29 protein-coding genes are annotated in these 24845 nt (G+C 52.5%); 15 read left to right on the top strand and 14 right to left on the bottom strand.

Translation table 11 applies throughout. The features are described 5' to 3' along the window. Positions 1–101: 101 nt before the first annotated feature. The 10 genes from ACPXV9_RS12125 to ACPXV9_RS12080 all read right to left on the bottom strand — a co-directional run bounded on the left by ACPXV9_RS12125 (position 102) and on the right by ACPXV9_RS12080 (position 7777). Positions 102–371, bottom strand: coding sequence for an HPr family phosphocarrier protein (locus tag ACPXV9_RS12125; RefSeq protein WP_423897420.1), 270 nt, complete (start codon positions 369–371; stop codon positions 102–104). A gap of 51 nt (positions 372–422) precedes the next feature. Then, complete coding sequence (rapZ, locus tag ACPXV9_RS12120; protein ID WP_423897418.1) at positions 423–1283, bottom strand: RNase adapter RapZ; 861 nt, start codon at positions 1281–1283, stop codon at positions 423–425. Between the two features lie 14 nt (positions 1284–1297). Then, complete coding sequence (locus ACPXV9_RS12115) at positions 1298–1768, bottom strand: PTS sugar transporter subunit IIA (RefSeq protein WP_423897415.1); 471 nt, start codon at positions 1766–1768, stop codon at positions 1298–1300. Positions 1769–1771: 3 nt separating this feature from the next. Beyond that, positions 1772–2065: a ribosome hibernation-promoting factor, HPF/YfiA family gene (gene hpf / locus ACPXV9_RS12110; RefSeq protein WP_423897413.1), complete on the bottom strand. Its 294-nt coding sequence runs from the start codon at positions 2063–2065 to the stop codon at positions 1772–1774. A 104-nt stretch (positions 2066–2169) separates the two neighbouring features. Then, positions 2170–3675, bottom strand: coding sequence for an RNA polymerase factor sigma-54 (locus ACPXV9_RS12105; protein WP_423897410.1), 1506 nt, complete (start codon positions 3673–3675; stop codon positions 2170–2172). A 210-nt stretch (positions 3676–3885) separates the two neighbouring features. Next, positions 3886–4611, bottom strand: coding sequence for an LPS export ABC transporter ATP-binding protein (lptB, locus tag ACPXV9_RS12100; RefSeq protein ID WP_423897408.1), 726 nt, complete (start codon positions 4609–4611; stop codon positions 3886–3888). A gap of 3 nt (positions 4612–4614) precedes the next feature. Then, positions 4615–5091, bottom strand: a complete 477-nt coding sequence (gene lptA / locus ACPXV9_RS12095; RefSeq protein ID WP_423897405.1) for a lipopolysaccharide transport periplasmic protein LptA — start codon at positions 5089–5091, stop codon at positions 4615–4617. A gap of 46 nt (positions 5092–5137) precedes the next feature. Continuing rightward, positions 5138–5749, bottom strand: coding sequence for an LPS export ABC transporter periplasmic protein LptC (gene lptC / locus ACPXV9_RS12090; protein WP_423897402.1), 612 nt, complete (start codon positions 5747–5749; stop codon positions 5138–5140). A gap of 20 nt (positions 5750–5769) precedes the next feature. Beyond that, positions 5770–6753 (bottom strand): KpsF/GutQ family sugar-phosphate isomerase, encoded by a 984-nt coding sequence (locus ACPXV9_RS12085; RefSeq protein WP_423897400.1) that lies wholly within the window; start codon positions 6751–6753, stop codon positions 5770–5772. Positions 6754–6796: 43 nt separating this feature from the next. Continuing rightward, entirely contained in the window at positions 6797–7777 is a 981-nt protein-coding gene (locus ACPXV9_RS12080; protein ID WP_423897398.1) for a calcium/sodium antiporter, read from the bottom strand. Between the two features lie 186 nt (positions 7778–7963). Here ACPXV9_RS12080 and ACPXV9_RS12075 point away from each other — a divergent pair, with 186 nt between their 5' ends. The 5 genes from ACPXV9_RS12075 to hisD all read left to right on the top strand — a co-directional run bounded on the left by ACPXV9_RS12075 (position 7964) and on the right by hisD (position 12172). Then, entirely contained in the window at positions 7964–8575 is a 612-nt protein-coding gene (locus ACPXV9_RS12075; RefSeq protein ID WP_423897395.1) for an MlaC/ttg2D family ABC transporter substrate-binding protein, read from the top strand. An 80-nt stretch (positions 8576–8655) separates the two neighbouring features. Continuing rightward, a complete protein-coding gene (locus tag ACPXV9_RS12070; RefSeq protein ID WP_423897394.1) occupies positions 8656–8892 on the top strand; it encodes a BolA family protein in 237 nt (78 codons plus the stop codon). 30 nt (positions 8893–8922) lie between these two features. Next, positions 8923–10185, top strand: coding sequence for a UDP-N-acetylglucosamine 1-carboxyvinyltransferase (gene murA / locus ACPXV9_RS12065; RefSeq protein WP_423897391.1), 1263 nt, complete (start codon positions 8923–8925; stop codon positions 10183–10185). A gap of 14 nt (positions 10186–10199) precedes the next feature. Continuing rightward, positions 10200–10832, top strand: coding sequence for an ATP phosphoribosyltransferase (hisG, locus tag ACPXV9_RS12060; protein ID WP_423897389.1), 633 nt, complete (start codon positions 10200–10202; stop codon positions 10830–10832). 29 nt (positions 10833–10861) lie between these two features. Further along, on the top strand, positions 10862–12172 hold the full coding sequence (gene hisD / locus ACPXV9_RS12055) for a histidinol dehydrogenase (RefSeq protein WP_423897386.1): 1311 nt from the start codon (positions 10862–10864) through the stop codon (positions 12170–12172). 41 nt (positions 12173–12213) lie between these two features. On the opposite strand, the gene ACPXV9_RS12050 is transcribed toward hisD, so the two are convergent. After that, a complete protein-coding gene (locus tag ACPXV9_RS12050) occupies positions 12214–13383 on the bottom strand; it encodes a trypsin-like peptidase domain-containing protein (RefSeq protein ID WP_423897383.1) in 1170 nt (389 codons plus the stop codon). A gap of 22 nt (positions 13384–13405) precedes the next feature. After that, positions 13406–13888, bottom strand: coding sequence for a YhcB family protein (locus ACPXV9_RS12045; RefSeq protein WP_423897380.1), 483 nt, complete (start codon positions 13886–13888; stop codon positions 13406–13408). A 205-nt stretch (positions 13889–14093) separates the two neighbouring features. Here ACPXV9_RS12045 and zapE point away from each other — a divergent pair, with 205 nt between their 5' ends. The 7 genes from zapE to ACPXV9_RS12010 all read left to right on the top strand — a co-directional run bounded on the left by zapE (position 14094) and on the right by ACPXV9_RS12010 (position 20333). Further along, positions 14094–15209 carry a cell division protein ZapE gene (gene zapE / locus ACPXV9_RS12040; protein ID WP_423897379.1) on the top strand — a complete coding sequence of 372 codons (1116 nt, stop codon included), beginning with the start codon at positions 14094–14096 and terminating at the stop codon, positions 15207–15209. A 122-nt stretch (positions 15210–15331) separates the two neighbouring features. Continuing rightward, positions 15332–15760: a 50S ribosomal protein L13 gene (rplM, locus tag ACPXV9_RS12035; protein ID WP_423897377.1), complete on the top strand. Its 429-nt coding sequence runs from the start codon at positions 15332–15334 to the stop codon at positions 15758–15760. Between the two features lie 17 nt (positions 15761–15777). Continuing rightward, positions 15778–16170, top strand: coding sequence for a 30S ribosomal protein S9 (gene rpsI, locus ACPXV9_RS12030; protein ID WP_423897375.1), 393 nt, complete (start codon positions 15778–15780; stop codon positions 16168–16170). 359 nt (positions 16171–16529) lie between these two features. Further along, positions 16530–17129, top strand: a complete 600-nt coding sequence (gene petA, locus ACPXV9_RS12025; protein WP_423897374.1) for a ubiquinol-cytochrome c reductase iron-sulfur subunit — start codon at positions 16530–16532, stop codon at positions 17127–17129. A 4-nt stretch (positions 17130–17133) separates the two neighbouring features. Then, the gene (locus ACPXV9_RS12020; RefSeq protein WP_423897372.1) at positions 17134–19188 is read left to right on the top strand and encodes a ubiquinol-cytochrome c reductase; all 2055 of its coding nucleotides are present in this window, start codon (positions 17134–17136) and stop codon (positions 19186–19188) included. Positions 19189–19272: 84 nt separating this feature from the next. Next, positions 19273–19902, top strand: a complete 630-nt coding sequence (sspA, locus tag ACPXV9_RS12015; protein ID WP_423897369.1) for a stringent starvation protein SspA — start codon at positions 19273–19275, stop codon at positions 19900–19902. A 26-nt stretch (positions 19903–19928) separates the two neighbouring features. Continuing rightward, positions 19929–20333 (top strand): ClpXP protease specificity-enhancing factor, encoded by a 405-nt coding sequence (locus tag ACPXV9_RS12010; protein ID WP_423897366.1) that lies wholly within the window; start codon positions 19929–19931, stop codon positions 20331–20333. Between the two features lie 60 nt (positions 20334–20393). Here the strand turns inward: ACPXV9_RS12010 and cysK are convergent, their stop codons facing one another. Further along, entirely contained in the window at positions 20394–21362 is a 969-nt protein-coding gene (gene cysK / locus ACPXV9_RS12005) for a cysteine synthase A (RefSeq protein ID WP_423897363.1), read from the bottom strand. 221 nt (positions 21363–21583) lie between these two features. Between cysK and ACPXV9_RS12000 the strand changes: the two genes are divergently transcribed. After that, positions 21584–22201, top strand: a complete 618-nt coding sequence (locus tag ACPXV9_RS12000; RefSeq protein ID WP_423897361.1) for a Yip1 family protein — start codon at positions 21584–21586, stop codon at positions 22199–22201. Between the two features lie 77 nt (positions 22202–22278). Here ACPXV9_RS12000 and ACPXV9_RS11995 read toward each other — a convergent pair whose 3' ends face one another. Further along, a complete protein-coding gene (locus ACPXV9_RS11995) occupies positions 22279–22923 on the bottom strand; it encodes a 2OG-Fe(II) oxygenase family protein (RefSeq protein WP_423897359.1) in 645 nt (214 codons plus the stop codon). 234 nt (positions 22924–23157) lie between these two features. Between ACPXV9_RS11995 and ACPXV9_RS11990 the strand changes: the two genes are divergently transcribed. Further along, a complete protein-coding gene (locus tag ACPXV9_RS11990; protein WP_423897358.1) occupies positions 23158–23799 on the top strand; it encodes an antitermination protein NusG in 642 nt (213 codons plus the stop codon). 89 nt (positions 23800–23888) lie between these two features. Continuing rightward, positions 23889–24755: a hypothetical protein gene (locus ACPXV9_RS11985; protein ID WP_423897355.1), complete on the top strand. Its 867-nt coding sequence runs from the start codon at positions 23889–23891 to the stop codon at positions 24753–24755. The last annotated feature ends 90 nt before the right edge of the window (positions 24756–24845 follow it).

Raw genomic sequence — 24845 nt, 5'->3', positions numbered from 1 at the left:
TTGTATCTCAGGGCCTATTTTAGAAGTTAAATGACTTTGCTTCTACTGATCTTCGCCAACAGGTTTGGCTTTTGATTGAACGGCTTGAGTTTTTTTCCTCGCTATTCGTCTTCACCAAAGCGATTGGCGATCAGCTCGACGATGGCTTGCATAGCCTCTTCCTGATCTTCGCCTTCGATTTCCAATTGCAATTGGCTGCCCTGATTGGCTGCCAGCAGCATCAGGGACATCACGCTTTTGGCGTCTACCATCTTGTCCTTGACGCCGGCGCGAATGCTGCTGCCGAAACGGGCAGCGGTGCTGGCAAACAGGGCAGCTGCGCGGGCATGCAGTCCCAGTTTGTTGACGATGGTGACGGTGTTGCTGAGCATGTGGAGAGTCCTTGCCGCCTTGATGGCTCAGAGCTGAGTGGTCTGAGTCGGTTATGAATATTTGTTCAGCTCGCGGTGGCGCAGCTGAGTGTTGCCGTGCTTATTCTTGAAATTGTTATACAGCTGTTCACATAGGAATACAGAACGATGATGCCCGCCGGTACAGCCAATGGCAACCGTCATATAACTGCGGTTGTTGGCAATAAATTTGGGTAGCCAGCGTTCAATAAAGCGGGTGATGTCGTCGAGCATGGTCTGAACATCTTCCTGTTGAGACAGAAAATCGATCACGGGTTGCTCTTGGCCGGTGTGCTTTCTCAGGTTTGGTTTCCAGTAGGGATTTGGCAGGCAGCGCACATCAAATACAAAGTCGACATCCACCGGGATGCCGTGTTTGAATCCGAATGACTGGAATTGCAGGGCGATACCGGGGGCTTCTTTTTCCGTGATGCGGTTTTTAATCAGGTCGCGAAGCTGATGCAGGCTCAGGTTGCTGGTGTCGATGGTCAAATCAGCGGTGAGGGCAATGGGGTCGAGCAGTTCGCTCTCCAGAGTCACCGCCTCTTTCAGATCCCGCTCTTCGTTGCTCAAAGGGTGTTTGCGTCTGGTTTCGCTGAAGCGTTTGATCAGAATCGGTGAGCGGGCATCGAGGAACAGGATTTCAATGCTCAGTCCGGGTTGTTGCGCCTGTTTCAGAAACTCCGGGAACCGTTGTAATTGTTCACTGGCGTTGCGCGCGTCAATGCTCACGGCAATATTCTGATCGCTCTGTTGCTCGCTGATGTTGTTAACCAGATTAGGCAGCAGGGCGGCGGGCAGGTTGTCGATGCAGTTAAAGCCGGCGTCTTCCAGAACGTGCAGGGCGGTACTTTTTCCCGATCCGGATCTACCGCTGATGACGATGAGTCGCATGGCCGGCTTCCTTGTTATGTGTTTACGGCGGAGTCTTGTTGGCTGGTTGCCGCCAAGTATAGAGCTTCGTTTGTTTCACTTTGGCGAAGTTTATTGGTGTATTCGGATTCGATCAGTTTTTCCGCCAGAGCCGACAGGGTTTGCAAGTGTGAATCATCGGCTTCTTCCGGGGCAATCAGGGCAAAGACGAGGTCGACGGGTTTGCCATCGATGGCTTCGAAGTCGATGGGTTTGTCCAGCTTAATCAAGGCGCCCACGGTGCCGATGCAATTACTGATGCGGCAGTGCGGTATGGCGATTCCCTGCCCCAAGCCTGTGGAGCCAAGTTTCTCTCTGGCGATAAAGCTGAGAAAAATGTCATCGGCACTCAGGGAGGGAATGTCTTCGGCGATCAGGTTGGCAAGAATTTCAATGGTGCGCTTTTTGCTGATGCCTTCTACGCCGCACAGGGTGCGGCGAGAATTCAGAAAGGTTTTAATTTCCATAAATCAACGATGATTGTGCCGTAATTTCTCTTTGTGCTTGATCAGTTGACGATCGAGTTTGTCTGACAAGGTGTCAATGGCAGCGTAGAGGTCTTCTGATTCGGAATTGGCAAAAAAATCTTTGCCGCTGACGTGTACGGTTGCTTCAGCTTTTTGAACCAGTTTTTCCACCGAAAGGATTACGTTGGTGCTGGTGATTTTGTCGTGATGTCGCTCCAGTTTTTCCAGCTTGGCGTGCACGTAGTCTTTAATGGGAGTGGTGAGTTCTACATGGTGGCCACTGATGTTGATTTGCATGCGTTACTCCTTCTGTTTTCATGAATACCATCACAGAAATTGAGCGGTGATGGCGGTGTGTTGCCGAGGCAACGATTGCGGCTTCAATAAACTCTCGACGATGATCAGATCAATCGCTTGCGCTCATTGGAGGCCGGAATTCCCAGTGATTCTCGATATTTGGCGGTGGTGCGACGGGCTACTTTGATGCCCTGCTCTTCCAAAAGTGCCGTTATTTTGCTGTCGCTCAGGGGCTTTTTGGGGTTCTCCGCGGCAACCAGTTTTTTGATGATAGCCCGAATTGCCGTTGAAGAGCACTCCCCGCCTGAGTCTGTGCTGACATGGCTTGAGAAAAAATATTTCAATTCCAGAATGCCCTGCGGGGTGTGCATGTATTTCTGGGTGGTAACCCGGGAAATGGTGGATTCATGCATGCCCACAGCATCGGCGATATCATGCAGTACCAGCGGCTTCATTGCCTCTGGACCATGGTCTAAAAACCCCTGCTGTTTTTCAACGATGCAGGTGGCCACCTTGAGCAGGGTTTCATTGCGGCTCTGCAGGCTTTTCAGAAACCAGCGAGCCTCTTGCAGATTGTCTTTGAGAAAGGTGTTGTCGCTGCTGGAGTCCGCGCGCTTTACCAGTGCCGCATAGTCATTGTTGATGCGAATCTTGGGTGCAATATCCGGATTGAGATTGACCATCCAGCGGCCTTCCTGCTTGCTGACGAAAACATCCGGGACGATGTAAGTGGTTTCGCCACTGTAAACCTGTTCGCCAGGGTTAGGGTTGAGGCTCTGTATCAGTTTTACCGCCTCAGTCAGCCCGGCTTCTTTCAGGCGGGTGCGACGCATCAGGGTTTTGTAGTCGCGGCTTCCGAGTAAGTCCAGATGCTTTTCAACAATCAGTTTGGCGGCATCGAGAAAGGGGGTCTGGTCATCGTACTGACGCAATTGAATGAGCAGGCAGTCACTCAGGTCGCGGGCGGCTACCCCGATGGGGTCAAACTGCTGGATACGGTGCAGAACGGCCTGGACTTCATCTTCTTCCAGGTCGTCCAGTTCCTGACTCAGGCCCGCAAAGATGTCGTCAAGGCTGCTGCCAAGCAGGCCGGAAGGCTCAATGGCGTCGATGATGGTTATGGCGATGGCTTCATCGCGGTCTGACATGGGGGTCAGGTTCAATTGCCACAGCAGATGGGACTGCAGCGACTCATCGGTATTGTGGCGATTTTCGAATGACATATCGCTGTCTTCGGGGGCTGCCAAACCGGTGCCGCTGGGGGCACTTTGGTAAATGTCGTCCCACTGGGTGTCTACAGGCAGGTCCTCGGGGATATTGTCCTGCCACTCGGGGGCATCACTGTCGCTGATGGCGGGAGCTTCATCCACTTCTGCAGCACTGGCCGTCTCGTTGGCAGTCTCTGTCTGGGACTCTGGTTTGTCGGTGGTGTTTTCCTGAGATGCTGCGGCTTCGTCTTCTGAAACCTCAAGCATTGGATTGGTGTCCAGGGCTTCCTGAATTTCCTGTTGCAGGTCCAGAGTGGAAAGCTGGAGCAGGCGGATGGCTTGCTGCAGCTGAGGTGTCATGGTCAGCTGCTGGCCGATTTTGAGTTGTAGCGATTGTTTCATGTATACCGATACAGCAGGTTGCTATCTTGGCCTTGCGGCATTCTTGCTGAGCTTTGAGATGTGGCTTCAAAGCTGTCATTTCACTGTAAGAAAGTGTAGTCAGAGGAGAGGGGAAGGGCAACGGCTAAATAAGCAAAATATATGCCGCAGTCCTCTTGACATAAAAGAAAACTGCAGCTTTTGGTTAAAGGGTGTGCTGGAGTGTTCGGGTTATAGACGAAATTGCTCGCCCAGATAAACTTCCTTCACTTTGCCGTGATTCATAATAACGTCGGCGTTGCCCTCGGCAATGATGTGACCCTCGCTGACAATATAGGCGTTTTCGCAGATGTCGAGAGTTTCACGCACGTTGTGATCGGTAATCAGAACGCCAATGCCCCGGTCTTTGAGGTGCTGGATAATCTGCTTGATATCACTCACGGATATGGGGTCGACTCCGGCAAAGGGCTCGTCGAGCAGGATAAAATCCGGGTCTGTTGCCAGGGCTCTGGCAATTTCCACCCGGCGCCTTTCACCACCGGACAGGGCCATGCCAAGGCTGTTGTGGATGTGGGTAATGTGGAACTCGCGCAGCAGGTTATCGAGCTTGTCCATACGTTGCTGACGGTTCAGGTCTTTGCGGGTTTCAAGAATGCCCAGCAGATTTTCCGAAACGGTCAGTTTGCGAAATACCGAGGCTTCCTGAGGCAGATAGCCGATACCGGCCCGGGCGCGGCCATGCATGGGCAGACGGGTAATGTCCTGATCGTCAATTCTGACTTCGCCGTTATCGGCCGCTACCAGGCCGGCAATCATGTAAAAACAGGTAGTTTTGCCGGCGCCGTTGGGGCCCAGTAAGCCAACAATCTGGCCGCTGCTGACTTCCAGTGAGACATCGATAACTACCTGACGTCCCTTATAGCTTTTCGCCAGATTCAAAGCGCGCAGTGTTGGCATGGGTTACTCTCCAGTTGCCTTTTGGCGTTCCGATTTAGGGGGGATCACCATGTGAATTCGTTTCGGGCGGCTGTTGCTGGTCTTGCCTGCGGCTTTTACGACTGAGGTTTTCATGTCGTAATTGATGCGGTCGCCTGTCATGGTGGTGCCATCGTCCTGAATCAGTTTGGCGTTGTTGATCAGGTGCAGCATTTCGTTTTCAAGTTTGTACTCGATGGTGCTGCCGGATGCCTTGACCATTTGCTTGTCCACGGCCGGTTTTTGATGGAAGTGGGCCGGTTTGCCGGTGGCCACTATCTCGCTAACCTGATTGTCGATTGTGTGGATGACTACCTTGTCGGCCAGGATTTTCAGGGTTCCCTGAGTCATCACAACATCGCCCTGATAGGTGGTGATGCCTTTGTTTTCGTTACGCTCGGCCTGATCGGATGTGATGTGAATCGGCTGTTCGCGATCGCTCGGCAGGGCCAGGGTGGGCATGGCTGCGACGGTTGCGATAAGGCTCAGTATAAGAGGCAGAATAGGCCTAAGGTGATTCATATAATCCTCGTACCTGTGACAGAAGTTTGATTTTGTCTTGTTTTAGAAACGCCTGCATGCCGGTGGCGGTGGTTGTCGATTCAGGGGTGGTGATCTTAACAGGTTTGTCGGACTCGGCGTAATGCTGATCGGGCTTTACCACCAGTTTCGATGTGGTCAGCTCCGATCTGGCGCCAGTGTCGGGGTCAATGCTCCAGGCGACAACGTTGTTGGTGAGAGTAATAACGCTGTTGTTTTTCTGGGAGCGACCGTTGTTGGCCGTGATGTGCCAGGGTGGGCCGTCCTCGCGGAACAGGATCAGTCTGGGGCTGCTGGCCTCGGTAAAGTCCCGTTGGCTGGGGCCTTTGCGCTTTACCTGAAAATGGCGCACTTCATCGGCCTCGAACTGGTGGTTGAGTTGGCCGTTGTCGCCAAAATGCTGGCTGTGGTGGTTGTCGACAATCACCGTGGGGTAGTCGGCACGTGAGCTGCGTTTGCTCTGCTGGGATTGGTCGCTGAGCAGTCCGCCCAGAATGTCTTCGGGGGAGGAGTCCCAGAAAAAAATCAGCGCCAGTGTCAGGCCGCTGATGATGATCAGTGATATCCAGTTCTTATTCATTGCCCGAGATGCCACCGCTGTTAAATGACGCCTGCGCGGAGAATGTCGTGCATGTGCAGGACGCCGATGGGGTGGTGTTCATCGTCTTCGACAATCAGGGCGGTTATTTTGCCGTTTTCCATTTGCCCCAGTGCTTCAGCGGCGAGAATGTCGCGGTGAATGGTTTTGGGTTTGGTCGACATGACGTCGCCAATGGTGGCGCTGCCAATATCTTGGCCCTGATCCACGCAGCGGCGCAGGTCGCCATCGGTGAAGACCCCGATAAGCTGGTTGTTGTCGTCAACCACGGTGGTCATGCCAAAACCTTTTTCGGTCATTTCCAGCAGGGCCTGAGAAATGGGGGATTCTTTTTTAACCCGCGGCACTTCATTGTCGCCGTGCATGATGTCTTCGACTTTTAACAGCAGTTTTCGCCCCAGTGCGCCGCCCGGATGGGAAAACGCAAAGTCTTCAGCGGTAAAACCTTTGGCTTCCAGCAGGGCAACGGCAAGGGCGTCACCCATGACGAGAGTGACGGTGGTGCTGGACGTGGGGGCCAAATCCAGTGGGCAGGCCTCCGACTCGATGCTGATATCAAGATTGACTGCCGCCGCTTCGGCCAGAGGGGAGTCCGGGTTGCCGGTCATGCTGATCATGGGGATGTTCATGCGCTTGAGTAGCGGCAGCAGGGTGACCACTTCGGCGGAAGATCCGGAGTTGGAAATGGCGATGACCACGTCCTGGCGAGTGATCATGCCCAGATCGCCGTGGCTGGCTTCACCGGGGTGAACAAAGAAAGCCGGTGTGCCGGTACTGGCCAGAGTGGCGGCGATTTTATTGCCAATATGGCCGGATTTTCCCATGCCGGTGACAATAACGCGCCCCTTGCAGGTCAGAATCAGGTCGCAGGCCTTGATAAAGTGTTGGTCAATTCTTGCTTCCAGGGCGGCCACGGCCTTGGTTTCAATGTCGATGGTGCGCTTGCCTGCAGTCAGCATCAGCTGGTGGTTGTCGCTTAGAGTCATTTTACTTCTCTGTGTTGATCCGGGTTGCTGTAGTGAGCTGGACTCATTTGAACAGCAGGTAGTAATAGGCAATATAGCTCGCCAGCAGCAGACAGCCTATTCTGCGGCCGAGGCGGGCGTGTCCAGTGCCTTTGTCGCCGCGATTGCCGAAGGCGTAGTCGGCGATGATGGCAAGACACAACAGCAGTGTGACCGCAGCCATGGCAATAAAATCCCTGGAAAAGACACTGGCATCCATGGTCAGTGGGCTGACCAGACCTGGTACGGCCATTACTGCCAGAATATTAAAAATGTTGGAGCCAATGATGTTGCCAATGGCCATGTCGTGATGGCCTTTGAGTGCGCTCATTATGGAGGCTGCCAGCTCCGGCAGGCTGGTGCCGATGGCGATAACGGTCAGGCCGATAATCAAGGGGCTGACCCCGAAGGCTTCAGCGACCGTACGCGCCCCCCAAACCAGCATCTCTGAGCTGGCGATCAGGGCGCCCAGACCGATGACGAACCAGAAAATGGCCTTGGTCATGGAGTCGTCGGGTATTTCCGAGTCCTCCTCCTCCGGGGAGGGGTGTTTCTTCTTGGTCCAGATCATCAGGCTCAGGAGGGGTATCAGGCTGCCTGCCAGCAGGACGCCCTCCCAAAATGACAGGTGGGCATCGTAGAGGGTAATGCCGGCAATGGCTGTTACCAGCAGCAGGATCGGGATTTCCTGATTGATCAGGTGTTTCTGGATCGGCATGGGCGCGATCAGAGCGGTAATCGCCAATACCAAACCGATATTGGCCAGATTGGAGCCCAGTGCATTGCCCACTGCCAGTTCTCCGGCGCCTTTGAGGGCTGAACTGATGGAGACCACGATCTCGGGTGCCGAGGTACCCAGTGAAACAATGGTCAGGCCGATAATCAGGCGGCTGACGCCCAGATTGTTGGCAATGGCGGCGCTGCCTCCGACAAAGCGGTCGGCGCTCCAGATCAGGCCAATAAAACCGGCCAGAATGGCGATGCAGGCGAGCCAGAAATCGGGCATGGGGTGTCCTTAAATAATACTTAGAGAATAATTTGCTGAAGGCTGCTCAACGGCAGGCGCAAATGGTATATTGGAAAGTCTTGGTTGTCAGTAAATAGCTGAAAATAGCTGACGCGGTAATCCGTGTTGTAACCCGGTAAGAATAGTAAGAATAGTAAGAATAGAGAGTATCAAGGAATGAAAATTTTGCAGTTATCCCCAGCAGTGCGCTGGTTGTCGGTGGTTGTCTTAAGTTTGTTGGTCAGTGTGGCGGCTCGCGCAGAGCAAACTCCACATCAAGTGGTTGAGGGTGTGACCGCGGATGTGTTGCAGGTCGTGCAGGACAAGAAGGCGTTGCCCGATGAGCAGCCAGAGGTGTTTTATCAGGCTGTCAGTGAGGTGCTGTCGCCGGTGATTGCCTTTGATTACATCGCCAGAGGGGTGATGGGGCGCTATGCCAAGCAGGCCACCCCTGAGCAGCGTCAGCGTTTTACCGAGGCGTTTCAGAGTGATCTGATCAATACCTATGCCAAGGGTATGGCGGCTTTTGGTGAAGAGCGTATCGAGGTGTTGCCGCCGGAGGGCGACATCGCCGGGCAGAAGCGTGTCAGTGTGGTGCAGAAGGTTTACACCGCCGACGGTGAGAATATCGTCTCCTATACCATGGGTAAAAGTAAGAAGACCAACGAGTGGAAGTTGCTGAATGTGGTTATTAATGGTGTGAATCTGGGACAGACGTTCCGTTCGCAGTTTGCTCAGGCCATGCAGGAGGCAGGTGATCTGGAGCAGGTCATTACGGATTGGTCAGCGCAAAGCTGATCAATGGTGTGGATCAATTGATGCGCTTTGAAGGCTTTTTCTTTAGAATGCGCGCCTGATTTTTTTAAGGGATAAAAAACATGCAAGCGGAACAAATTAAAGCCTTGTTGGAAAGTGCCATTGAGAGTGCTGAGGTGACCGTTGCTATTGATGGCAGTCACGTCAATGTAGAGGTGGTGAGTCCCGCGTTTGCCGGTCTTACGCCGGTGAAGAAACAGCAGCTGGTCTACGGCGCCCTCAGCGATCAAATCGCCGATGGCACCATTCATGCGGTCAATATGAAGACCTACACCCCAGAGCAAAAAGCTCAGTCTTGATCTGCGCTGACCCTATTTCAGGATTCCTCTATGGATAAATTGATTATTAACGGCGGCCATCCGATTGATGGTGAGATCTGGATTTCCGGATCGAAAAATTCCGGCTTGCCGATTCTGGCTGCAACCTTGCTGGCAGAAACCCCCATGCATGTGGGCAATCTGCCGCATTTGAATGACATTACCACCATGCTGGCGCTGCTGCGTTGCATGGGGGTTGGCTTGACCATCGATGAAAAGATGGCGGCTGAGATTGATACCTCCTCGATTAAAGAGTTTACGGCCCCCTATGATCTGGTGAAGACCATGCGGGCTTCGATTCTGGTACTGGGCCCGATGTTGGCGCGCTTTGGTGAGGCCAATGTGTCCTTTCCCGGCGGCTGTGCCATCGGCAGTCGTCCTGTGGATATCCATTTGCGTGGTCTCGAGGCCATGGGTGCCACGATCGAGATCGATGAAGGCTATATCCGTGCTCGTTCTGACGGTCGCCTCAAAGGTGCGCATATCTTTATGGATACGGTCACGGTTGGCGGTACAGAGAACCTGTTGATGGCGGCGGTGCTGGCCGAGGGCAAGACCATCCTGGAAAACGCCGCGCGTGAGCCGGAGGTGGTGGATTTGGCCAATTGTCTGGTAGCGATGGGCGCCGATATCAAAGGTATCGGCTCCGATACCCTGACCATCCACGGGGTGGAGCGCTTGTCGGGTTGTCGTTACAACGTGATGGCGGACCGGATTGAAACTGGCACTTTTCTGGTGGCTGCCGCTGCGGCCCGCGGTCGCGTCAAAGTTAAAAATACCACTGAACATATTCTTGAGTCGGTGTTGCTTAAGCTGGAAGAGGCCGGAGGTCACATCAGTACCGGCAAAGACTGGATTGAGTTGGATATGAAAGGCAATCGCCCCAAAGCGGTAAACCTGAAAACGGCCCCTTATCCGGCGTTTCCAACCGATATGCAGGCCCAGTTTACTGCAATGAATGCGGTGGCCGAGGGTACGGGTACCGTGATTGAAACCATCTTCGAGAATCGTCTGATCCAGATTCACGAGCTCAATCGCATGGGGGCTGACATCAAGCTTGAGGGTAATACCGCCATTGTGACGGGTGTTGACCAGCTCAAAGGAGCGCCGGTGATGGCGTCGGATCTGCGAGCCTCGGCCAGTCTGGTTATTGCCGGCATGGTGGCAGAGGGTGAAACCATTGTGGATCGCATTTACCACATTGATCGTGGTTACGAGTGTATTGAGGAAAAGCTGCAGTTGTTGGGTGCCCGCATCCGCAGAACTGCAGGCTGAGTGGACTTTTATTTATGTCAAACCAATTGACCATTGCCCTGACCAAGGGGCGCATCCTCAAGGAAACCTTGCCGCTGCTGGCTGCGGCCGGTATCGAGCCGCTGGAAGACATCAGCACCAGCCGCAAGCTGATTTTTCCCACCAATCACGACAATGTGCGTTTGGTTGTGTTGCGCGGCGTGGATGTCACCACCTACGTCCAGTTTGGTTCCGCCGATCTGGGGATCTCCGGTAAGGATATCCTGATGGAGAATGGCACCGATGGCCTCTACGAGCCGGTGGACCTGAATATTGCCCGCTGTCGTTTGATGACGGCTGGCATAAAAGGCCAAAAATTACCTGAAGGGCGCATTAAGGTGGCTACCAAGTACGTCAATGTCGCCAAGCGCTACTACGCGGCGCAGGGGCGCCAGGCGGATTTGATCAAGCTGTACGGCGGTATGGAGCTGGCGCCTTTGATGGATTTGTGTGACGAGATTGTCGATATCGTGGATACCGGCAATACCCTCAAGGCCAATGGTCTGGAGCCGCGAGACCATATAGCGGATATCAGTTCCAGATTGATCGTTAATAAGGCCTCCATGAAGACCAAGCACCAGCAGATTCAGGCCATTGTTGATGCAATTCAGGCTGCCGTGCAGGTATAAGCCATTTTTATCGGGAAATCAGATTTACCATGAGTGACGCCATAGCAATGCGCCGTCTGCAGGCGGGCAGTTCCGAATTCGACAGTGAATTAAAACAATTACTGGCGTGGGAATCGGTCTCGGATGATGCCGTAGCGGCTACCGTCCGGGAAGTGCTGGATCGAGTGCGGGTCGAGGGTGATAAAGCCCTGCTGGAGTACACGGCCCGATTTGATAGGCTGCAAGTGGCTTCCGCGGCGGAGCTGGTGGTTCCCAAAGAGCGTTTGCTGCAGGCTCTGAAGGATATTCCCGAGGAGCAGAGACAGGCACTGCAGGTGGCTGCGGATCGGGTTCGCAGTTATCACGAGCATCAGCGTCAGGATTCCTGGCAGTACCGGGAAGCGGATGGCACGGTTCTGGGACAGCAAGTCACGGCTATGGATCGCGTGGGCTTGTATGTTCCCGGTGGCAAAGCCTCCTATCCGTCATCGGTGCTGATGAATGCGATTCCGGCCAAGGTTGCGGGTGTTGCTGAAGTGGTGATGGTGGTGCCCTCGCCCGATGGTGAATTGAGCGATATGGTGCTGGCTGCCGCGGCCATTGCCGAAGTGGATACAGTGATCACCGTTGGTGGTGCTCAGGCTGTGGCGGCTCTGGCCTATGGTACTGAGACGGTTCCCAAGGTGGATAAGATTGTTGGTCCGGGCAATATCTTTGTGGCTACGGCCAAGCGGGCCGTATTTGGTGTGGTGGCCATCGATATGATTGCCGGTCCATCAGAAATTCTGGTGGTGTGCGATGGCAAAACCGATCCAGACTGGATTGCCATGGACCTGTTTTCTCAGGCCGAGCACGACGAACAAGCGCAGTCCATTCTTATTGCAACCGACAAACATTATCTGGACCAGGTGGAGGCCAGCATCAATCGGCTTCTACCAACTCTTGCTCGCGAGCCCATTGCACGTCAGTCACTGAGCGATCGCGGGGCTTTTATTCTGGTGGATGATCTCGATCAGGCAGCCGAAGTGGTGAATCTTATTGCCCCGGAGCACCTTGAGTTGTCTGTAGCGGATGCCGAAGCCATTTTGCCGAAAATCCGCCATGCGGGAGCCATTTTTATGGGCCGCTACACCGCTGAGGCTCTGGGCGATTATTGTGCTGGCCCCAATCATGTCCTGCCGACTTCCGGTACGGCCCGTTTCTCGTCCCCGCTGGGTGTTTACGACTTTCAGAAGCGCAGCTCCATCATTGCCTTTTCGCAAGAGGGGGCTTCAGAGATGGGCAAGGTGGCTTCCGTGCTGGCGCGAGGCGAATCTCTTGAGGCGCATGCGCGCTCTGCAGAGTACCGGATCAAGCAATAAGGTGTTGGGAGGGGCCAGTGCATTCTGGCGCTGGAACTGTGTCAGCGGGCGGTATCCTGCAGGTCTGGCTTGATTCCCAGGGTGGCGGTGGTGTTGTGCTGCTCACCTTTTCGGAGAAAAATGACATCGACCTTGTCTCCGGGGCGTCCCCGGGCAATCTTATTCATGCTCAGCAGGCCGTTTTTCACCATCAAATCATTCAGTTTGATGATGATATCACCCGGTCGAATTCCGGCCTGATGGGCGGGACCGTTATTGTAAATCGCCGTAATGATGACGCCATCGGTTGAGTCGAGGCGGAAAGACTGTGCCAGCTCCGGCGTGATCTGCTGGGCTTCTACGCCAAGCCAGCCTCGAACCACCTTGCCGTATTTGATCAGGTCCTGCATGGCCGACACCGCAATGTCGGCCGGAATGGCAAAGCCAATTCCCACTGAGAAGCCGGTTTTATCAAGAATGGCTGTGTTGATCCCCAGCAGATTGCCGTGGGCGTCGATCAGTGCCCCGCCAGAGTTGCCGGGGTTGATGGCGGCATCGGTTTGAATAAAGTTTTCGTAGGTGTTGATGCCCAGACCGTAGCGCCCGGTGGCGCTGACAATGCCCTGGGTGACTGTCTGGCCTACGCCAAACGGGTTGCCAATCGCCAATACTACGTCGCCAACTCTGGCGCTGTCCGGATTGCCAACTTTGATGGGGGTTATGTTGTCCAGTTCAATCTTGAGGACAGCCAGATCGCTTTCACTGTCACTGCCTATCTTGGTGGCTCTGGCTTCGCGGCCATCGTAGGTGAGGGCCAGAATTTCTTCTGCGCCTTCGATGACGTGGTTGTTGGTGACTATGTAACCGTCGCGACTGAGGATAACGCCGGTTCCCAGTGCGGACTGCATTCGCTCCTGTTGGGGCAGGTCAGAGTTGTTGAAAAAATGCCTGAACAGGGGGTCGTCCAGCAGAGGATGGCGGCGTTGTTGTGACCGTTTGCGGGTGTAAATATTGACTACCGCTGGAGCGGCGATATTGACAGCTTCCGAGTAGGATACGGGGCCAGACCAGTTGCCATTGCTGGGCGATAGCGAGGCATAGTGCATGCCGTCTGAGTGTGCGTTGAGTTCGCGCTTTTGTTCCAGCTGCAGCCAGAGTGCCACGCTGACGCCCAGCAGCAATCCGACCACTACGGGCCAGCCGAGAAAATCAATCAGCTTCTTGACGGTCATTGGCCTCTGGGTTCGAACTTAATCAGGATACGATTTTTATTTCGGCTGTTTCTTCGGGTGGGGTTTCCATACCAAAGTCTTCGCTCAGCTGACCTTTATCGCCCGGGTTTTTTGGGGCCCAGTCACGCGGTGGTTCGGTTACTGCTTCCTCGGCTTGGGCCGGTGTGGCTGAGCGGGTTGGGGCACTGAGTTTGCCGTCACCGGCATCGATCAGCTGGCGGCTCAGATCCGGGTTGGAAAGCTTCAGGGCGCTGTCGGCTAGATGCTCGTATACATCTTTATAGCTCTGAGTGAGGCTGTTGACGAGACGCGAGGTTTCGGCAAAGTGTTCAGAGACTTCCTGTTGATAGCTCAGTAGCTTGTCTTCCGTTTCCTGCAGGCGCTTTTCAGTGACGCGATTCTGTTGCTGCTGTGGATGCAGGGTTTTGGTGAGCAGGGCGCCAATCAAGGCTCCGGCTATGACTGCTACAAGGGCGGTAAGAATAAGAGCACTGAGTGAAAACACGGATAAACCTCTATCTATATCGTAAGCGTATTTTATTCACTACAGGAATAAAATACGGGAATGGCTGTTATAACATAGTCGCTATTGCGGAGTCTTTCATTATTGCAATTAGACTGTGACTGACAACTGGACAAATGTCGCACTTGCGTCAATTGGCAAGGCTGATTAGAGTGTGCGCCGCCCGAAAATCTGGAACTTTACTGCTATGTCTACCCCTATAGAGCGATATCAACGCGATTTGCAGCGAGACGATTTCAACTATGATCCCGCCCAGGAGCAGGCTGTTAAGCTGTTGCAAGACCTCTATGATCGCTTAGTGACAGCCTATGAACGGGAAAGGCAACCCAAGGGGCTGATGGCTCGTCTCAAAACCGCGGTGTCCGGAGAGCAGCGTCAGTTAGAGAAAGGGCTTTATTTCTGGGGTGGTGTTGGTCGCGGCAAGACTTACCTGATGGATAATTTCTATGAAAGTCTGCCGTTCAAGCAAAAAATGCGGGCCCACTTTCACCGCTTTATGCGCAGGGTCCACAAGGAGTTGCGCGAGCTCGATGGCGAGAAGAACCCGCTGCAGAAGGTGGCCGATCGTCTGGCGGATGAGGCCCGGGTTATTTGTTTTGATGAGTTTTTTGTCTCTGACATCACCGACGCCATGATTCTTGGCACTCTGATGCAGGAGTTATTTGGCCGTGGTGTGTCTCTGGTGGCGACCTCCAATATTGTTCCAGATGGTCTCTATAAAGACGGTTTGCAGCGTGCCCGCTTCCTGCCGGCGATTGAGTTGCTGAACAAGCACACGCTGGTGGTGAATGTGGACGGGGGGGTTGATTACCGTTTAAGGGCTCTGGAGCAGGCTGAACTCTACCACCACCCGCTGGATGATGTGGCTGATGCCAGCCTGTTGAAGAGTTTTGAAAGTCTGGTTCCGGATAAGGAAGAAATTCGAGCGGGCGTCGAAATTGAAGTCGAGGGTCGCCCCATTATGAGCCGCTATGAGGCGGAGGATGTGGTCTGGTTCGATTTTATGGCTCTTTGCGATGGCCCCCGTTCACAAAATGACTACATTGAGCTGGCGCGGGAGTACCATGCTGTTCTGGTGGCCAATGTGCCGGAGTTGGGGCGCGATACCGATGATCAGGCCCGTCGTTTTATCAATATGGTCGATGAGTTTTACGATCGTAACGTAAAGTTGATTGTGTCTGCAGAGATGCCTCTGGAGGCTATCTACGCGGGTGGTAAGCTGAATTTTGAATTTGAGCGTACCACCAGTCGTTTGCTGGAGATGCAGAGTCACGATTATTTGGCTCAGCCGCATAGGCCTTGAGTGCAGGCTAAAGGTTAAATTTTATTCAATTTGCCCTTGTAATAAAGTTCTCCGCTCTATAGAATTCGCGCTCCGTTTTTCTGCGGAAATATGTATCTCCAATAGGCAAAGGCAAATACAACATGAAGACTATTAGTGCCAAACCAGAAAGCGTTCAGCGCGACTGGTATGTAATTGACGCCGAAGGGAAGACTCTGGGCCGTATGGCTGTAGAGATCGCTACCCGTCTGCGCGGCAAACACAAGCCTGAGTACACCCCTCACGTTGACACCGGTGATTACATCGTTGTTATCAACGCTGAGAAAGTGCGTGTTACTGGTAACAAGGCTAAAGACAAGATCTACCACAGCCACACTGGCTATCCTGGTGGTCTGAAATCCATCAGCTTCGAGAAGCTGATCGACAAAGCTCCAGAGCGTACCATCCAGAGTGCCGTTAAAGGCATGTTGCCGAAAGGTCCACTGGGTCGTGCGATGTTCAAAAAACTGAAAGTTTACGCCGGTAGCGAGCACCCACATACTGCTCAACAGCCGCAAGAACTGAATATATAATCTGGGGGCTTTGAAAAATGGCTGCAACACAATACTACGGTACTGGACGCCGTAAAACTTCTACAGCTCGTGTATTTATCGCTCAAGGCAGCGGTCAAATCACTGTAAATGACAAGTCTCTGGACGAGTATTTCGGCCGCGAAGTGGCTCGCATGATCGTGCGTCAGCCTCTTGAGCTGGTTGAAATGACTGACAAATTCGACGTTAAAGTTACCGTTAAAGGCGGCGGTAGCTTTGGTCAGGCTGGTGCGATTCGTCACGGTCTGACTCGTGCTCTGATGGAGTACGATGAGAGCTTGCGTCAGCCACTGCGTGCTGCGGGTTACGTTACCCGTGACGCCCGTGAGGTTGAGCGTAAGAAAGTGGGTCTGCGTAAAGCACGTAAGAAGCCACAGTTCTCCAAGCGTTAATTTATTTTTCGCAAAAGCGATGCATCTTGGCCCGGGTTGGTTATCCATCCCGGGCTTTTTTATTTGCAGGGATGTAATGGCAGATATGTGCTCCTGCAATATTTGCACTTCCGCCATCCATGGTGGTCGTATGTCGCGAGAGGCGCACGGCCAATAGCGACCGCCAAGTCAAAAATATGATTTTCAGGGGCGTTTTGATTATTTTCCCCCTATGGAAATCATGGTTTCTCTTGAGAGAAACAGCCAACTTCTTTAATATGTGCGCACTTTTTTGTGGGCTTATTTTAATTCGAAGCTAAGTTGCTGAATTTATGGCTATCTTGAGTCATTTATAGAGGCTGATATGGGAGAAATGCGTCATGAGTGGTGACGGAGTGAACACGGGGCGTCGTCGGTTTTTAACCGCGGCAACTTCCGTTGTGGGTGCAGCAGGTGCCGTTGGTGCTGCCGTACCTTTTATTGGGTCCTGGAATCCGAGTGCCAAGGCAAAAGCTGCTGGTGCCCCGGTTAAGGCCAATCTGAGCAAGATTGAGCCAGGTCAGATGATCATTGTTGAATGGCGCGGTAAGCCCGTTTATGTGGTTCGTCGTACCCCCGAGATTCTGGCTAATCTGGAAAAGCTGAATGATCAGCTGCGTGATCCTGAGTCTGTAGAGCCACAGCAGCCTGAATACGTAAAGGGCATTGCCCGTAGTATCGAAGGCAAGGAAGAATTTCTGGTGTTGCTGGGTCTGTGTACTCACCTGGGTTGCGCGCCTATGTACCGTCCGGAAGTTGGTGCTGCCGATCTCGGCGGTGACAGCTGGTTGGGTGGCTTCTTCTGCCCATGCCACGGTTCCAAATTCGATCTCGCTGGCCGCGTAATGAAAGGCGTACCTGCTCCGATCAATCTGGAAGTGCCGCCTCACCGCTATGAGTCAGACAGCGTGATCACCATCGGTTTGGACCAGGAGGCTTGAGACAATGAGTAAATTCCAATCATTTATGGCCTGGGTTGATGCGCGCCTGCCAGTAACTCGCGCGTTTGAAGACCATATGAGCAAATACTACGCGCCGAAGAACTTCAACTTCTGGTATTTCTTTGGTGTGCTGTCCATGTTGGTCCTGGTCAATCAGTTGTTGACTGGTATCTGGCTGACCATGAACTACACCCCTTCTGCAGAAGAGGCTTTTGCTTCTGTTGAATACATCATGCGTGATGTGGAGTGGGGCTGGTTGTTGCGTTATATGCATTCCACCGGTGCCTCGGCCTTCTTTGTGGTGGTCTACCTGCACATGTTCCGCGGCTTGATGTATGGCTCTTACAAGGCGCCACGCGAGCTGGTGTGGATCTTTGGTATGACCATTTACCTGATCCTGATGGCTGAAGCCTTCCTTGGTTATGTATTGCCATGGGGTCAGATGTCCTACTGGGGTGCCCAGGTGATTGTATCTCTGGCTGGTGCGATTCCGGTTGTAGGTGAAGACCTGGTTCAGTGGGTGCGTGGTGACTTCCTGATCTCCGGTGCGACCCTTAACCGCTTCTTCTCACTGCACGTTGTGGCTCTGCCAATCGTTCTGTTGGGTCTGGTTGTACTGCACATTCTGGCTCTGCACGAAGTGGGCTCAAACAACCCTGACGGTGTTGAAATCAAGAAAAACAAGGATGAGAACGGTATTCCTAAAGACGGCGTGCCTTTCCACCCGTTCTACACCGTTCACGATCTGGTTGGCGTAACTGTCTTCCTGTTTGTGTTCTGTTTTGTTCTGTTCTTTATGCCTGAGATGGGCGGTTTCTTCCTGGAGTATGCCAACTTTGAAGAAGCCAATGGCCTGAAGACTCCTCCGCACATTGCGCCGGTTTGGTACTTCACTCCGTTCTACGCCATCCTGCGTGCTGTGACCTTTGATATTGGTCCTTTCAGTTCCAAGTTCCTGGGTCTGGTGGCCATGGGTGCGGCAATTGCCATCCTGTTTGTACTGCCTTGGCTGGACAAGAGCCCGGTTAAATCCATGCGTTACAAAGGCAACTTCAGCCGTATCGCACTGTTGGTTTTCGCTGCCTCTTTCGTGATTCTGGGCTATCTGGGTGTTAAGTCTCCGACTCCGGGCCGTACCATCCTGTCTCAGGTTTGTACTGTGATTTACTTTGCTTACTTTATCGGTATGCCTTTCTGGACTGCGCGCGAGAAGTGTCAACCAGAGCCAGAGCGTCTGCAAAGCAAAGGTCTGCCCGGCATTATGGTGTTCGGTGGCTTTATCCTGTTCGTACTGTTGACGGTAGTGCCTATTAAGGCTGTAGGCGCGGAAGGCGCCTTCAAGTGTGGCGCTATCCAGTGTGACGAAATGGTTCCGGACCTGAATGACAAGGAATCCCTGCAAAGTGGTGCCAAGTGGTTTGCCAACTATTGCATGGGTTGTCACTCAGCAAAGTTCTCCCGCTATGAGCGTGTAGCCGATGATCTGGGTATTCCCCATGAGCTGGCTCTGCAGAACCTGGTGTTTGATGATTCCAAAATTGGTTCTCTGATGACCATCGCAATGGACCCGGCCGCTTCCAAAGCCTGGTTTGGTGCGACTCCTCCAGACCTGACTCTGGTGGCGCGTTCTCGCTCCCCGGAGTGGCTGTATACTTATCTGCGTAACTTTTACGCTGATGACACGCGTCCTACCGGTGTGAACAACAAGGTGTTCGACAAGGTCGGTATGCCTCACGTAATGATGGAGCTGCAGGGTTTGCCTGAGTGTGCCCCTGGTCCTGTACTGGATAGCAAGGGTCGCATCGTGCGTGATCCTGTAACCGGCCAAGCTGTTGCAGAGGCGCCATGTGGTAGTCTGGAAGTAGGCGACGTCAAAGGCACCATGTCTGAGGAAGAGTTCGACAAGGCCATCTACGATCTGGTTAACTTTCTGGAATACGTAGCTGAACCTGTTGCAGAAGAGCGTAAGACCCTGGGTGTTTACGTGCTGCTGTTCCTGGTTGTACTGTTTGTATTCGTTTACCTGCTGAATCGTGAGTATTGGAGAGATATTCACTAATCCAACGATTCAATAGTTGTCTCGGGCGGGCTGTTTTTGCAGTCCGCCCGTTTGTTTTTGTGTTTTTTAAGTTGAGGTGATTCTATGGGTGTTGTGGCTAAACGTTCTTCCATGACATATTTTTCCGATGCACAGGACCATTACAGCCATCGTGTACGTATTGTGCTGGCTGAGAAGGGTGTGTCGGTTGAAATTATCGATGTCGATCCAGAGAACAAGCCTGAAGCGCTGGCGGAATTGAATCCGTATAACGCACTGCCGACTCTGGTTGATCGCGATCTGTCCCTCTATGAGACCAAGGTCATGATGGAGTACCTCGACGAGCGTTTCCCGCATCCACCGCTGCTGCCTGTTTATCCGGTTGCGCGCGCCCAGAGCCGTTTGTGGATGCACCGCATTGAAAAAGACTGGAGTCCGCTGGTTGATACCATTCTCAATGGTCAGGACGATGATGCTATCGAATCCGCCCAAAAAGAATTGAAAGAAAACCTGCTGACAGTGGCCCCGATCTTTGCTGAGCTGCCTTACTTTATGAGTGAGGAGTTCACCATTGTTGATTGCTGCCTCGCTCCAATTCTGTGGCGTCTGGATATCATGGGTATTGAAATACCCAACACCAAGCAGGCCAAGCCTCTGCATGACTACATGGAGCGCCTGTTTGCCCGTGAGTCTTTCCAGGAGAGCATGACCGAGCTTGAGAGAGAGATGCGCTAAGTCGCACTGATGCCGAGGATTATTTTATGTCGATGACCTCCAGCCGGCCCTATATGATTCGGGCGCTGTACGAGTGGATTGTGGACAATAAGTGCACGCCTTATCTGCTCGTTGATGCCCATATAGAAGGCGTTAGTGTGCCGCAGGAGTTTGTCAACGAAGAGGGTCAGATTGTTCTCAATATTGCACCCTCTGCGGTTCAGGGGCTGGTTATTCGTAACGATGCCATTGATTTCAATGCTCGTTTTGGTGGCGTGCCAACGGATATCTACATTCCCTGTCAGGGCGTGATGGGTATCTATGCCAGAGAAAATGGTCAGGGTATGATTTTTGATCCGGAGATTAATCCTGAGCCACCAGCACCTTCAGACGGTGACGGCTCCTCGGTTCCGGGGTCTGGCAAAAAGCCCAGCCTCAAGGTGGTAAAATAAACAAAAAAGCCGCAACAGATATGTCGCGGCTTTTTTGTTTTTGGCTGTTTGTCTGTGTGGTTACTGTTTTAATTCCTTGTCTGTAAACTCGTCGGCAAACATGATGCTGGACAGGTAACGTTCACCTGAGTCAGGCAGAATTACTACAATATTTTTGCCTTTGTTTTCAGGTTTTTGTGACACCCTGAGGGCTGCAGTCAGTGCCGCACCACAGGAAATGCCCGCCAGTATCCCTTCTTCTTTCATCAGTCGCTTGGCGGTGCCGACCGCATCCTCATTGGATACGTGCTCAACAGCGTCCACCAGACTGAGATCAAGGTTGCCGGGAATAAAGTTGGCGCCAATGCCCTGAATTTTGTGGGGAGCCGGAGTAATGTCTTCGCCCTTTATTGCCTGACTGATGATTGGAGACGCCTCCGGTTCAACGGCAACAATTTCAGTATTGAGGCCTTTTTCATTTTTCAGGTAACGGGCGATGCCACTGATGGTGCCACCGGTGCCCACGCCGGCGACCAGAATGTCTATCTGGCCATCCAGGTCTCTGTATATTTCCGGGCCGGTGGTTTTTTCATGAATCTCCGGGTTGGCCGGATTATCAAATTGTCTGGGCATAAAGGTGTTGTCCGGATCGCTGGCAACGATTTCTTCCGCTTTTGCCACGGCCCCTTTCATACCGAGTTCACCCGGGGTCAGTTCCAGTTCCGCTCCCAGTGCTTTGATTAATTTGCGGCGCTCCAGGCTCATGGTGTTGGGCATGGTGAGCACCAGCCGGTAGCCTCGTGCAGCACAGACAAAGGCCAAGGCGATACCGGTGTTGCCGCTGGTGGGCTCTACCACTGTCATGCCCGCTTTCAGTGTTCCGCGTTTCTCGGCATCCCAGATCATATTGGCACCAATTCGGCATTTAACCGAAGCAGCGGGGTTACGTGATTCCAGCTTGGCGAAGATATTGTGATCGGAAATTCGTCCCAAGCGTACCAAAGGTGTATTCCCAATTGTTTGGGAGTTATCGGGGAATGTATGTGCCATGTTGGAGTCCTTGGTTGATTTGATCTGGCTGCAATAGCAGTGAAGTATAGCCGTCTATGATAATAACCGGATCAGGCGAGGGCTATATAGCGATTTAAAATTAACCATTTTTTTATAATGACTAAAACGTATTGGTGCGTTATTGCCATCTCAATAATACTCAGTTGTGTTGGTTCGAAACCAAAATAACTATAAATAGAGTCATTGATGAGGAGTCACATATGGCCATTTTGGAACACACGCTCGGAATCATGCTTCATCCAGACAGTGAGTGGAAAGCGATTCGAAATGAGCGCCATTCGTTTATGCAGGTTTTTATCAGTCACGTGCCGTTTCTGGCTTTGATCCCAGTGTTGGCTACTTACTATGGTGTAACCCAGGTGGGTTGGACTATTGGGGGCGGTGAGCCGGTCATGTTGACCACTAACAGCGCCATGAGTTTGTGCGCTGCAACCTATGTAGCTCTTCTGGCCTCGGTTTATATTCTTGGTGAATTTGTAAACTGGATGGCAAAAACTTACGGTGTGCAGGATGAGGCGGAACAGCGTCATTACGAGGGTACCGCGCTGGCTGTTTATGTCAGCACGCCAACATTCCTTGCGGGTATTTTTATGGTGTACCCGGACATGTGGCTCAATGCGATTGCCATGGGACTGGCGTTAGCCTATTCAATTTATCTGGTTTATGAAGGCATCCCAATCCTGATGAACATCAACAAAGAACAGGCGTTTATGTACGCCACTTCTGTTGTAACCGTTGGGCTGGTGCTGGCCGTGACCGTACGTATTATCTCGGTGATGATTTGGGGCGTTGGCATCGGACCTGAGTACGTCAGCTGACCAAGCGCTAATTTAACCGTACAGAAACCCCGCCTTAGCGGGGTTTTTTGTGTCTGGCATATAAGGTTGTGGCAGTGTCAGGGTTTCAGGCGAATATTGAAGGCGATGGATATTCGCTCACCTTGTCCCTGATAAGGGTGGACACTGTGCGTGAGCCAGGCGGGAAATACGACCAGCAGACCTGACTTGGGCGTGACGGTGAATTTATGGCCGAATTCATAACCGGGAGCAGGCATGGCGGCAGCGCCCGGACGAGGGTCCTGAAATTCCAGTTGGCCGCTTTTGGGGATGTCGTCATTGTCATCACCGCAACAAACGTAATAGACCGCGCCCCAGTGAAAACCGGGATGAATATGACTGGAGTTGTATTGGCCCTGACGATTGATGTTGGCCCAGGCGTAGATATCCACGTTGCGCCTGGTTGGGCTGTCTTTGATCGGCCGATGCTGATTGAGAAAGCCAATGGCCTCTCCCACCCGGCTGACCAGGTGATTGATATCGGGGTCGTTCCAGTCTGCCAAATCCTCTTTCGAGCGCCAGCCGCCAATATTGCTTCGTTGTGAGCTTCCGGTGCGCCAATCCGGGTGCTCTTTCTCTTTTTGGATAAAAAGACGGTGCAGATTGCGGTTGGTCTCATCCATATCGGTGAACTGGTGCTTCAATATCGGTGTGGGATACAGCTGCTGAAGGGAGCTTTTAAAGGGGTTGATGTTGTTGCTCATGATGCGCCTGATCCTTGGGTAGCTATTTGGCAGAATAGGGCGATGATAGAATTTTTAAAAGAGAGCGATTTGAAATATTTTCAGTATTTGCCGGTTTGATACCTTCTTATTTGCCTTTTCAGAGCTTAGAATAGTCGCGCATTTATAAATACAAAGGTTGGGCATTTCCTTTATGTTTCTAAGGGTTATGACTCGCCACAATAATTTCTGACTGTCGATGTGAAGGATCTGATTATGGAACTGATTAACTTTTTGGCTCGCTGGGGGCACTTGCTGTTCGGTATTACCTGGATTGGTATGCTGTACTACTTCAACTTTATTCAGGGTGGCTACTTCAAGCAGGCTTCTCCTGAAGCTTTGAAAGATGCCAAAGCAAAACTGGCTCCTGAAGCACTGTGGTGGTTCCGCTGGGGCGCCATGTTCACTTTTATCACCGGTGTTATTCTGCTGATTGGCATGATTAAGACTACCGGTCTTAACGGTTACATCGTAGCGGGTGTTGCTCTGGGTACCCTGATGTTCCTGAACGTTTGGCTGGTTATCTGGCCTAACCAGAAAATTGCTCTGGGCCTGGTAGAGGGTGGTGATGCACCAACTTCTGCAGCCAAAGCCCTGCTGGCTTCCCGTACCAATACCCTGTTCTCCGGTTCTATGGCTTTCTTCATGTTGGCCAGTGGTCATCTGGGTGCTCTGGGTGGTGCCGGTTACGCTTCTGATACCTTTGGTACTGACCTGATTGTTGTGCTGGCGATCGTGGCAGCTCTGGAAGTGAACGCTCTGGTTGGTAAGCAAGGTCCTATGACCACTGTTCGCGGTGTTATTACCTGCAGCATGGTTCTGACCGCTGTCTTGGCTGGTGTGTTTGTGGCTGTATAATAGCTGAGCACTGACTAGCTGAAGAAAAAGCCGGGGCATGCCCCGGCTTTTTTGTGATTGATACAAAACTCGACGGATTAAACGCAATAATGGAACGCAAAGAGCCTACCTTTTCTGCCATGGATACCGCCCACGAGGCGGATGATACCCCCATTTTAAATCAGCAGGTGGGCAATAAGGCTGCCAAAACCGGTAAGCAGTCTCAGTCGCCCAAATCGCCTGCGGCGAAGAGGGGCACACCTCAAACAGTGGCTGCTGTTGAGAAGTCCGGTGGGTCTACACTGACTGTAATCGCCTTGCTGGTCGCTGTGATTGGTCTGGGGTTGGGCGGTTATTTGTATTTGGCTCTGGAAAAGGCGCAAAGTCAGCTGGCGGAGTCCAACAGCCGTTTACAGGAATTGCAGCAGGCTCTGGTGCTGTCGGGAGACGAGTCCACTCAGTCAGTTTCTGCCCTGCAGGCCAATTTGATCAGCAGCCAGAAGGAACTGAAAAAACTTGTGGCTGACCTTAAAGAATCCAATCATGAGATTCGCAAGTTGTGGGATACCCGTAACGTGAATAAAAAAGCCATCGCAGCCAACAAAAAAGCCATCGACTCCACGAGAAAGAGTGCCGATGCCAGTGCCTCTGCCCTGAAACCTATGGCCGGGGATGTTAAAAAATTGCAAGACCAGTTGGCCGCTCAAAAGAAGGCGTTGCAGCTGGTTAAGTCGGACGCCGGTCAGGCGCTTGAGAGTGCTACCCTTTTGTCTGGCAGTATTGAGCAACAGCAGCAACGGCTGCGTGATCTGGTGGACCAGGGTAATCTGACCAGTGGGCAATTGCGTGATTTGAGCAGCCAGGTTAAAGCCCATGACGAAGCCATTCGCTCTATTGACGCCTTCCGTAAAAATACCAATAACGAAATTTGGAAATTGAAACAGGCTCGGGCACCTGCTGCACGCCCGGCTCAATAATCTTCCCGTTTTCTGCGGAAACCTTCCCCGACTTTGGTCGATGAGCCGGTGGGGGAAGGTCCAAAGCCGCGCAACTCTACGCTATCTAGT

This window comes from Candidatus Pelagadaptatus aseana (assembly GCF_040362265.1).
GTDB classification, from domain to species: domain Bacteria; phylum Pseudomonadota; class Gammaproteobacteria; order Pseudomonadales; family Cellvibrionaceae; genus Pelagadaptatus; species Pelagadaptatus aseana.
Note: the sequence above shows the minus strand (reverse complement) of the source record. Positions and strands in the feature narration are given on the sequence as shown.

Bases quoted from the DNA above. Each gene is read 5' to 3' on its own strand.
- ACPXV9_RS12125 (WP_423897420.1), bottom strand. From the start codon at position 371: ATGCTCAGCAACACCGTCACCATCGTCAACAAACTGGGACTGCATGCC.
- rapZ (WP_423897418.1), bottom strand. From the start codon at position 1,283: ATGCGACTCATCGTCATCAGCGGTAGATCCGGATCGGGAAAAAGTACC.
- ACPXV9_RS12115 (WP_423897415.1), bottom strand. From the start codon at position 1,768: ATGGAAATTAAAACCTTTCTGAATTCTCGCCGCACCCTGTGCGGCGTA.
- hpf (WP_423897413.1), bottom strand. From the start codon at position 2,065: ATGCAAATCAACATCAGTGGCCACCATGTAGAACTCACCACTCCCATT.
- ACPXV9_RS12105 (WP_423897410.1), bottom strand. From the start codon at position 3,675: ATGAAACAATCGCTACAACTCAAAATCGGCCAGCAGCTGACCATGACA.
- lptB (WP_423897408.1), bottom strand. From the start codon at position 4,611: ATGCCAACACTGCGCGCTTTGAATCTGGCGAAAAGCTATAAGGGACGT.
- lptA (WP_423897405.1), bottom strand. From the start codon at position 5,091: ATGCCCACCCTGGCCCTGCCGAGCGATCGCGAACAGCCGATTCACATC.
- lptC (WP_423897402.1), bottom strand. From the start codon at position 5,749: ATGAATAAGAACTGGATATCACTGATCATCATCAGCGGCCTGACACTG.
- ACPXV9_RS12085 (WP_423897400.1), bottom strand. From the start codon at position 6,753: ATGACTCTAAGCGACAACCACCAGCTGATGCTGACTGCAGGCAAGCGC.
- ACPXV9_RS12080 (WP_423897398.1), bottom strand. From the start codon at position 7,777: ATGCCCGATTTCTGGCTCGCCTGCATCGCCATTCTGGCCGGTTTTATT.
- ACPXV9_RS12070 (WP_423897394.1), top strand. From the start codon at position 8,656: ATGCAAGCGGAACAAATTAAAGCCTTGTTGGAAAGTGCCATTGAGAGT.
- murA (WP_423897391.1), top strand. From the start codon at position 8,923: ATGGATAAATTGATTATTAACGGCGGCCATCCGATTGATGGTGAGATC.
- hisG (WP_423897389.1), top strand. From the start codon at position 10,200: ATGTCAAACCAATTGACCATTGCCCTGACCAAGGGGCGCATCCTCAAG.
- hisD (WP_423897386.1), top strand. From the start codon at position 10,862: ATGAGTGACGCCATAGCAATGCGCCGTCTGCAGGCGGGCAGTTCCGAA.
- ACPXV9_RS12050 (WP_423897383.1), bottom strand. From the start codon at position 13,383: ATGACCGTCAAGAAGCTGATTGATTTTCTCGGCTGGCCCGTAGTGGTC.
- zapE (WP_423897379.1), top strand. From the start codon at position 14,094: ATGTCTACCCCTATAGAGCGATATCAACGCGATTTGCAGCGAGACGAT.
- rplM (WP_423897377.1), top strand. From the start codon at position 15,332: ATGAAGACTATTAGTGCCAAACCAGAAAGCGTTCAGCGCGACTGGTAT.
- rpsI (WP_423897375.1), top strand. From the start codon at position 15,778: ATGGCTGCAACACAATACTACGGTACTGGACGCCGTAAAACTTCTACA.
- petA (WP_423897374.1), top strand. From the start codon at position 16,530: ATGAGTGGTGACGGAGTGAACACGGGGCGTCGTCGGTTTTTAACCGCG.
- ACPXV9_RS12020 (WP_423897372.1), top strand. From the start codon at position 17,134: ATGAGTAAATTCCAATCATTTATGGCCTGGGTTGATGCGCGCCTGCCA.
- sspA (WP_423897369.1), top strand. From the start codon at position 19,273: ATGGGTGTTGTGGCTAAACGTTCTTCCATGACATATTTTTCCGATGCA.
- ACPXV9_RS12010 (WP_423897366.1), top strand. From the start codon at position 19,929: ATGTCGATGACCTCCAGCCGGCCCTATATGATTCGGGCGCTGTACGAG.
- cysK (WP_423897363.1), bottom strand. From the start codon at position 21,362: ATGGCACATACATTCCCCGATAACTCCCAAACAATTGGGAATACACCT.
- ACPXV9_RS12000 (WP_423897361.1), top strand. From the start codon at position 21,584: ATGGCCATTTTGGAACACACGCTCGGAATCATGCTTCATCCAGACAGT.
- ACPXV9_RS11995 (WP_423897359.1), bottom strand. From the start codon at position 22,923: ATGAGCAACAACATCAACCCCTTTAAAAGCTCCCTTCAGCAGCTGTAT.
- ACPXV9_RS11990 (WP_423897358.1), top strand. From the start codon at position 23,158: ATGGAACTGATTAACTTTTTGGCTCGCTGGGGGCACTTGCTGTTCGGT.
- ACPXV9_RS11985 (WP_423897355.1), top strand. From the start codon at position 23,889: ATGGAACGCAAAGAGCCTACCTTTTCTGCCATGGATACCGCCCACGAG.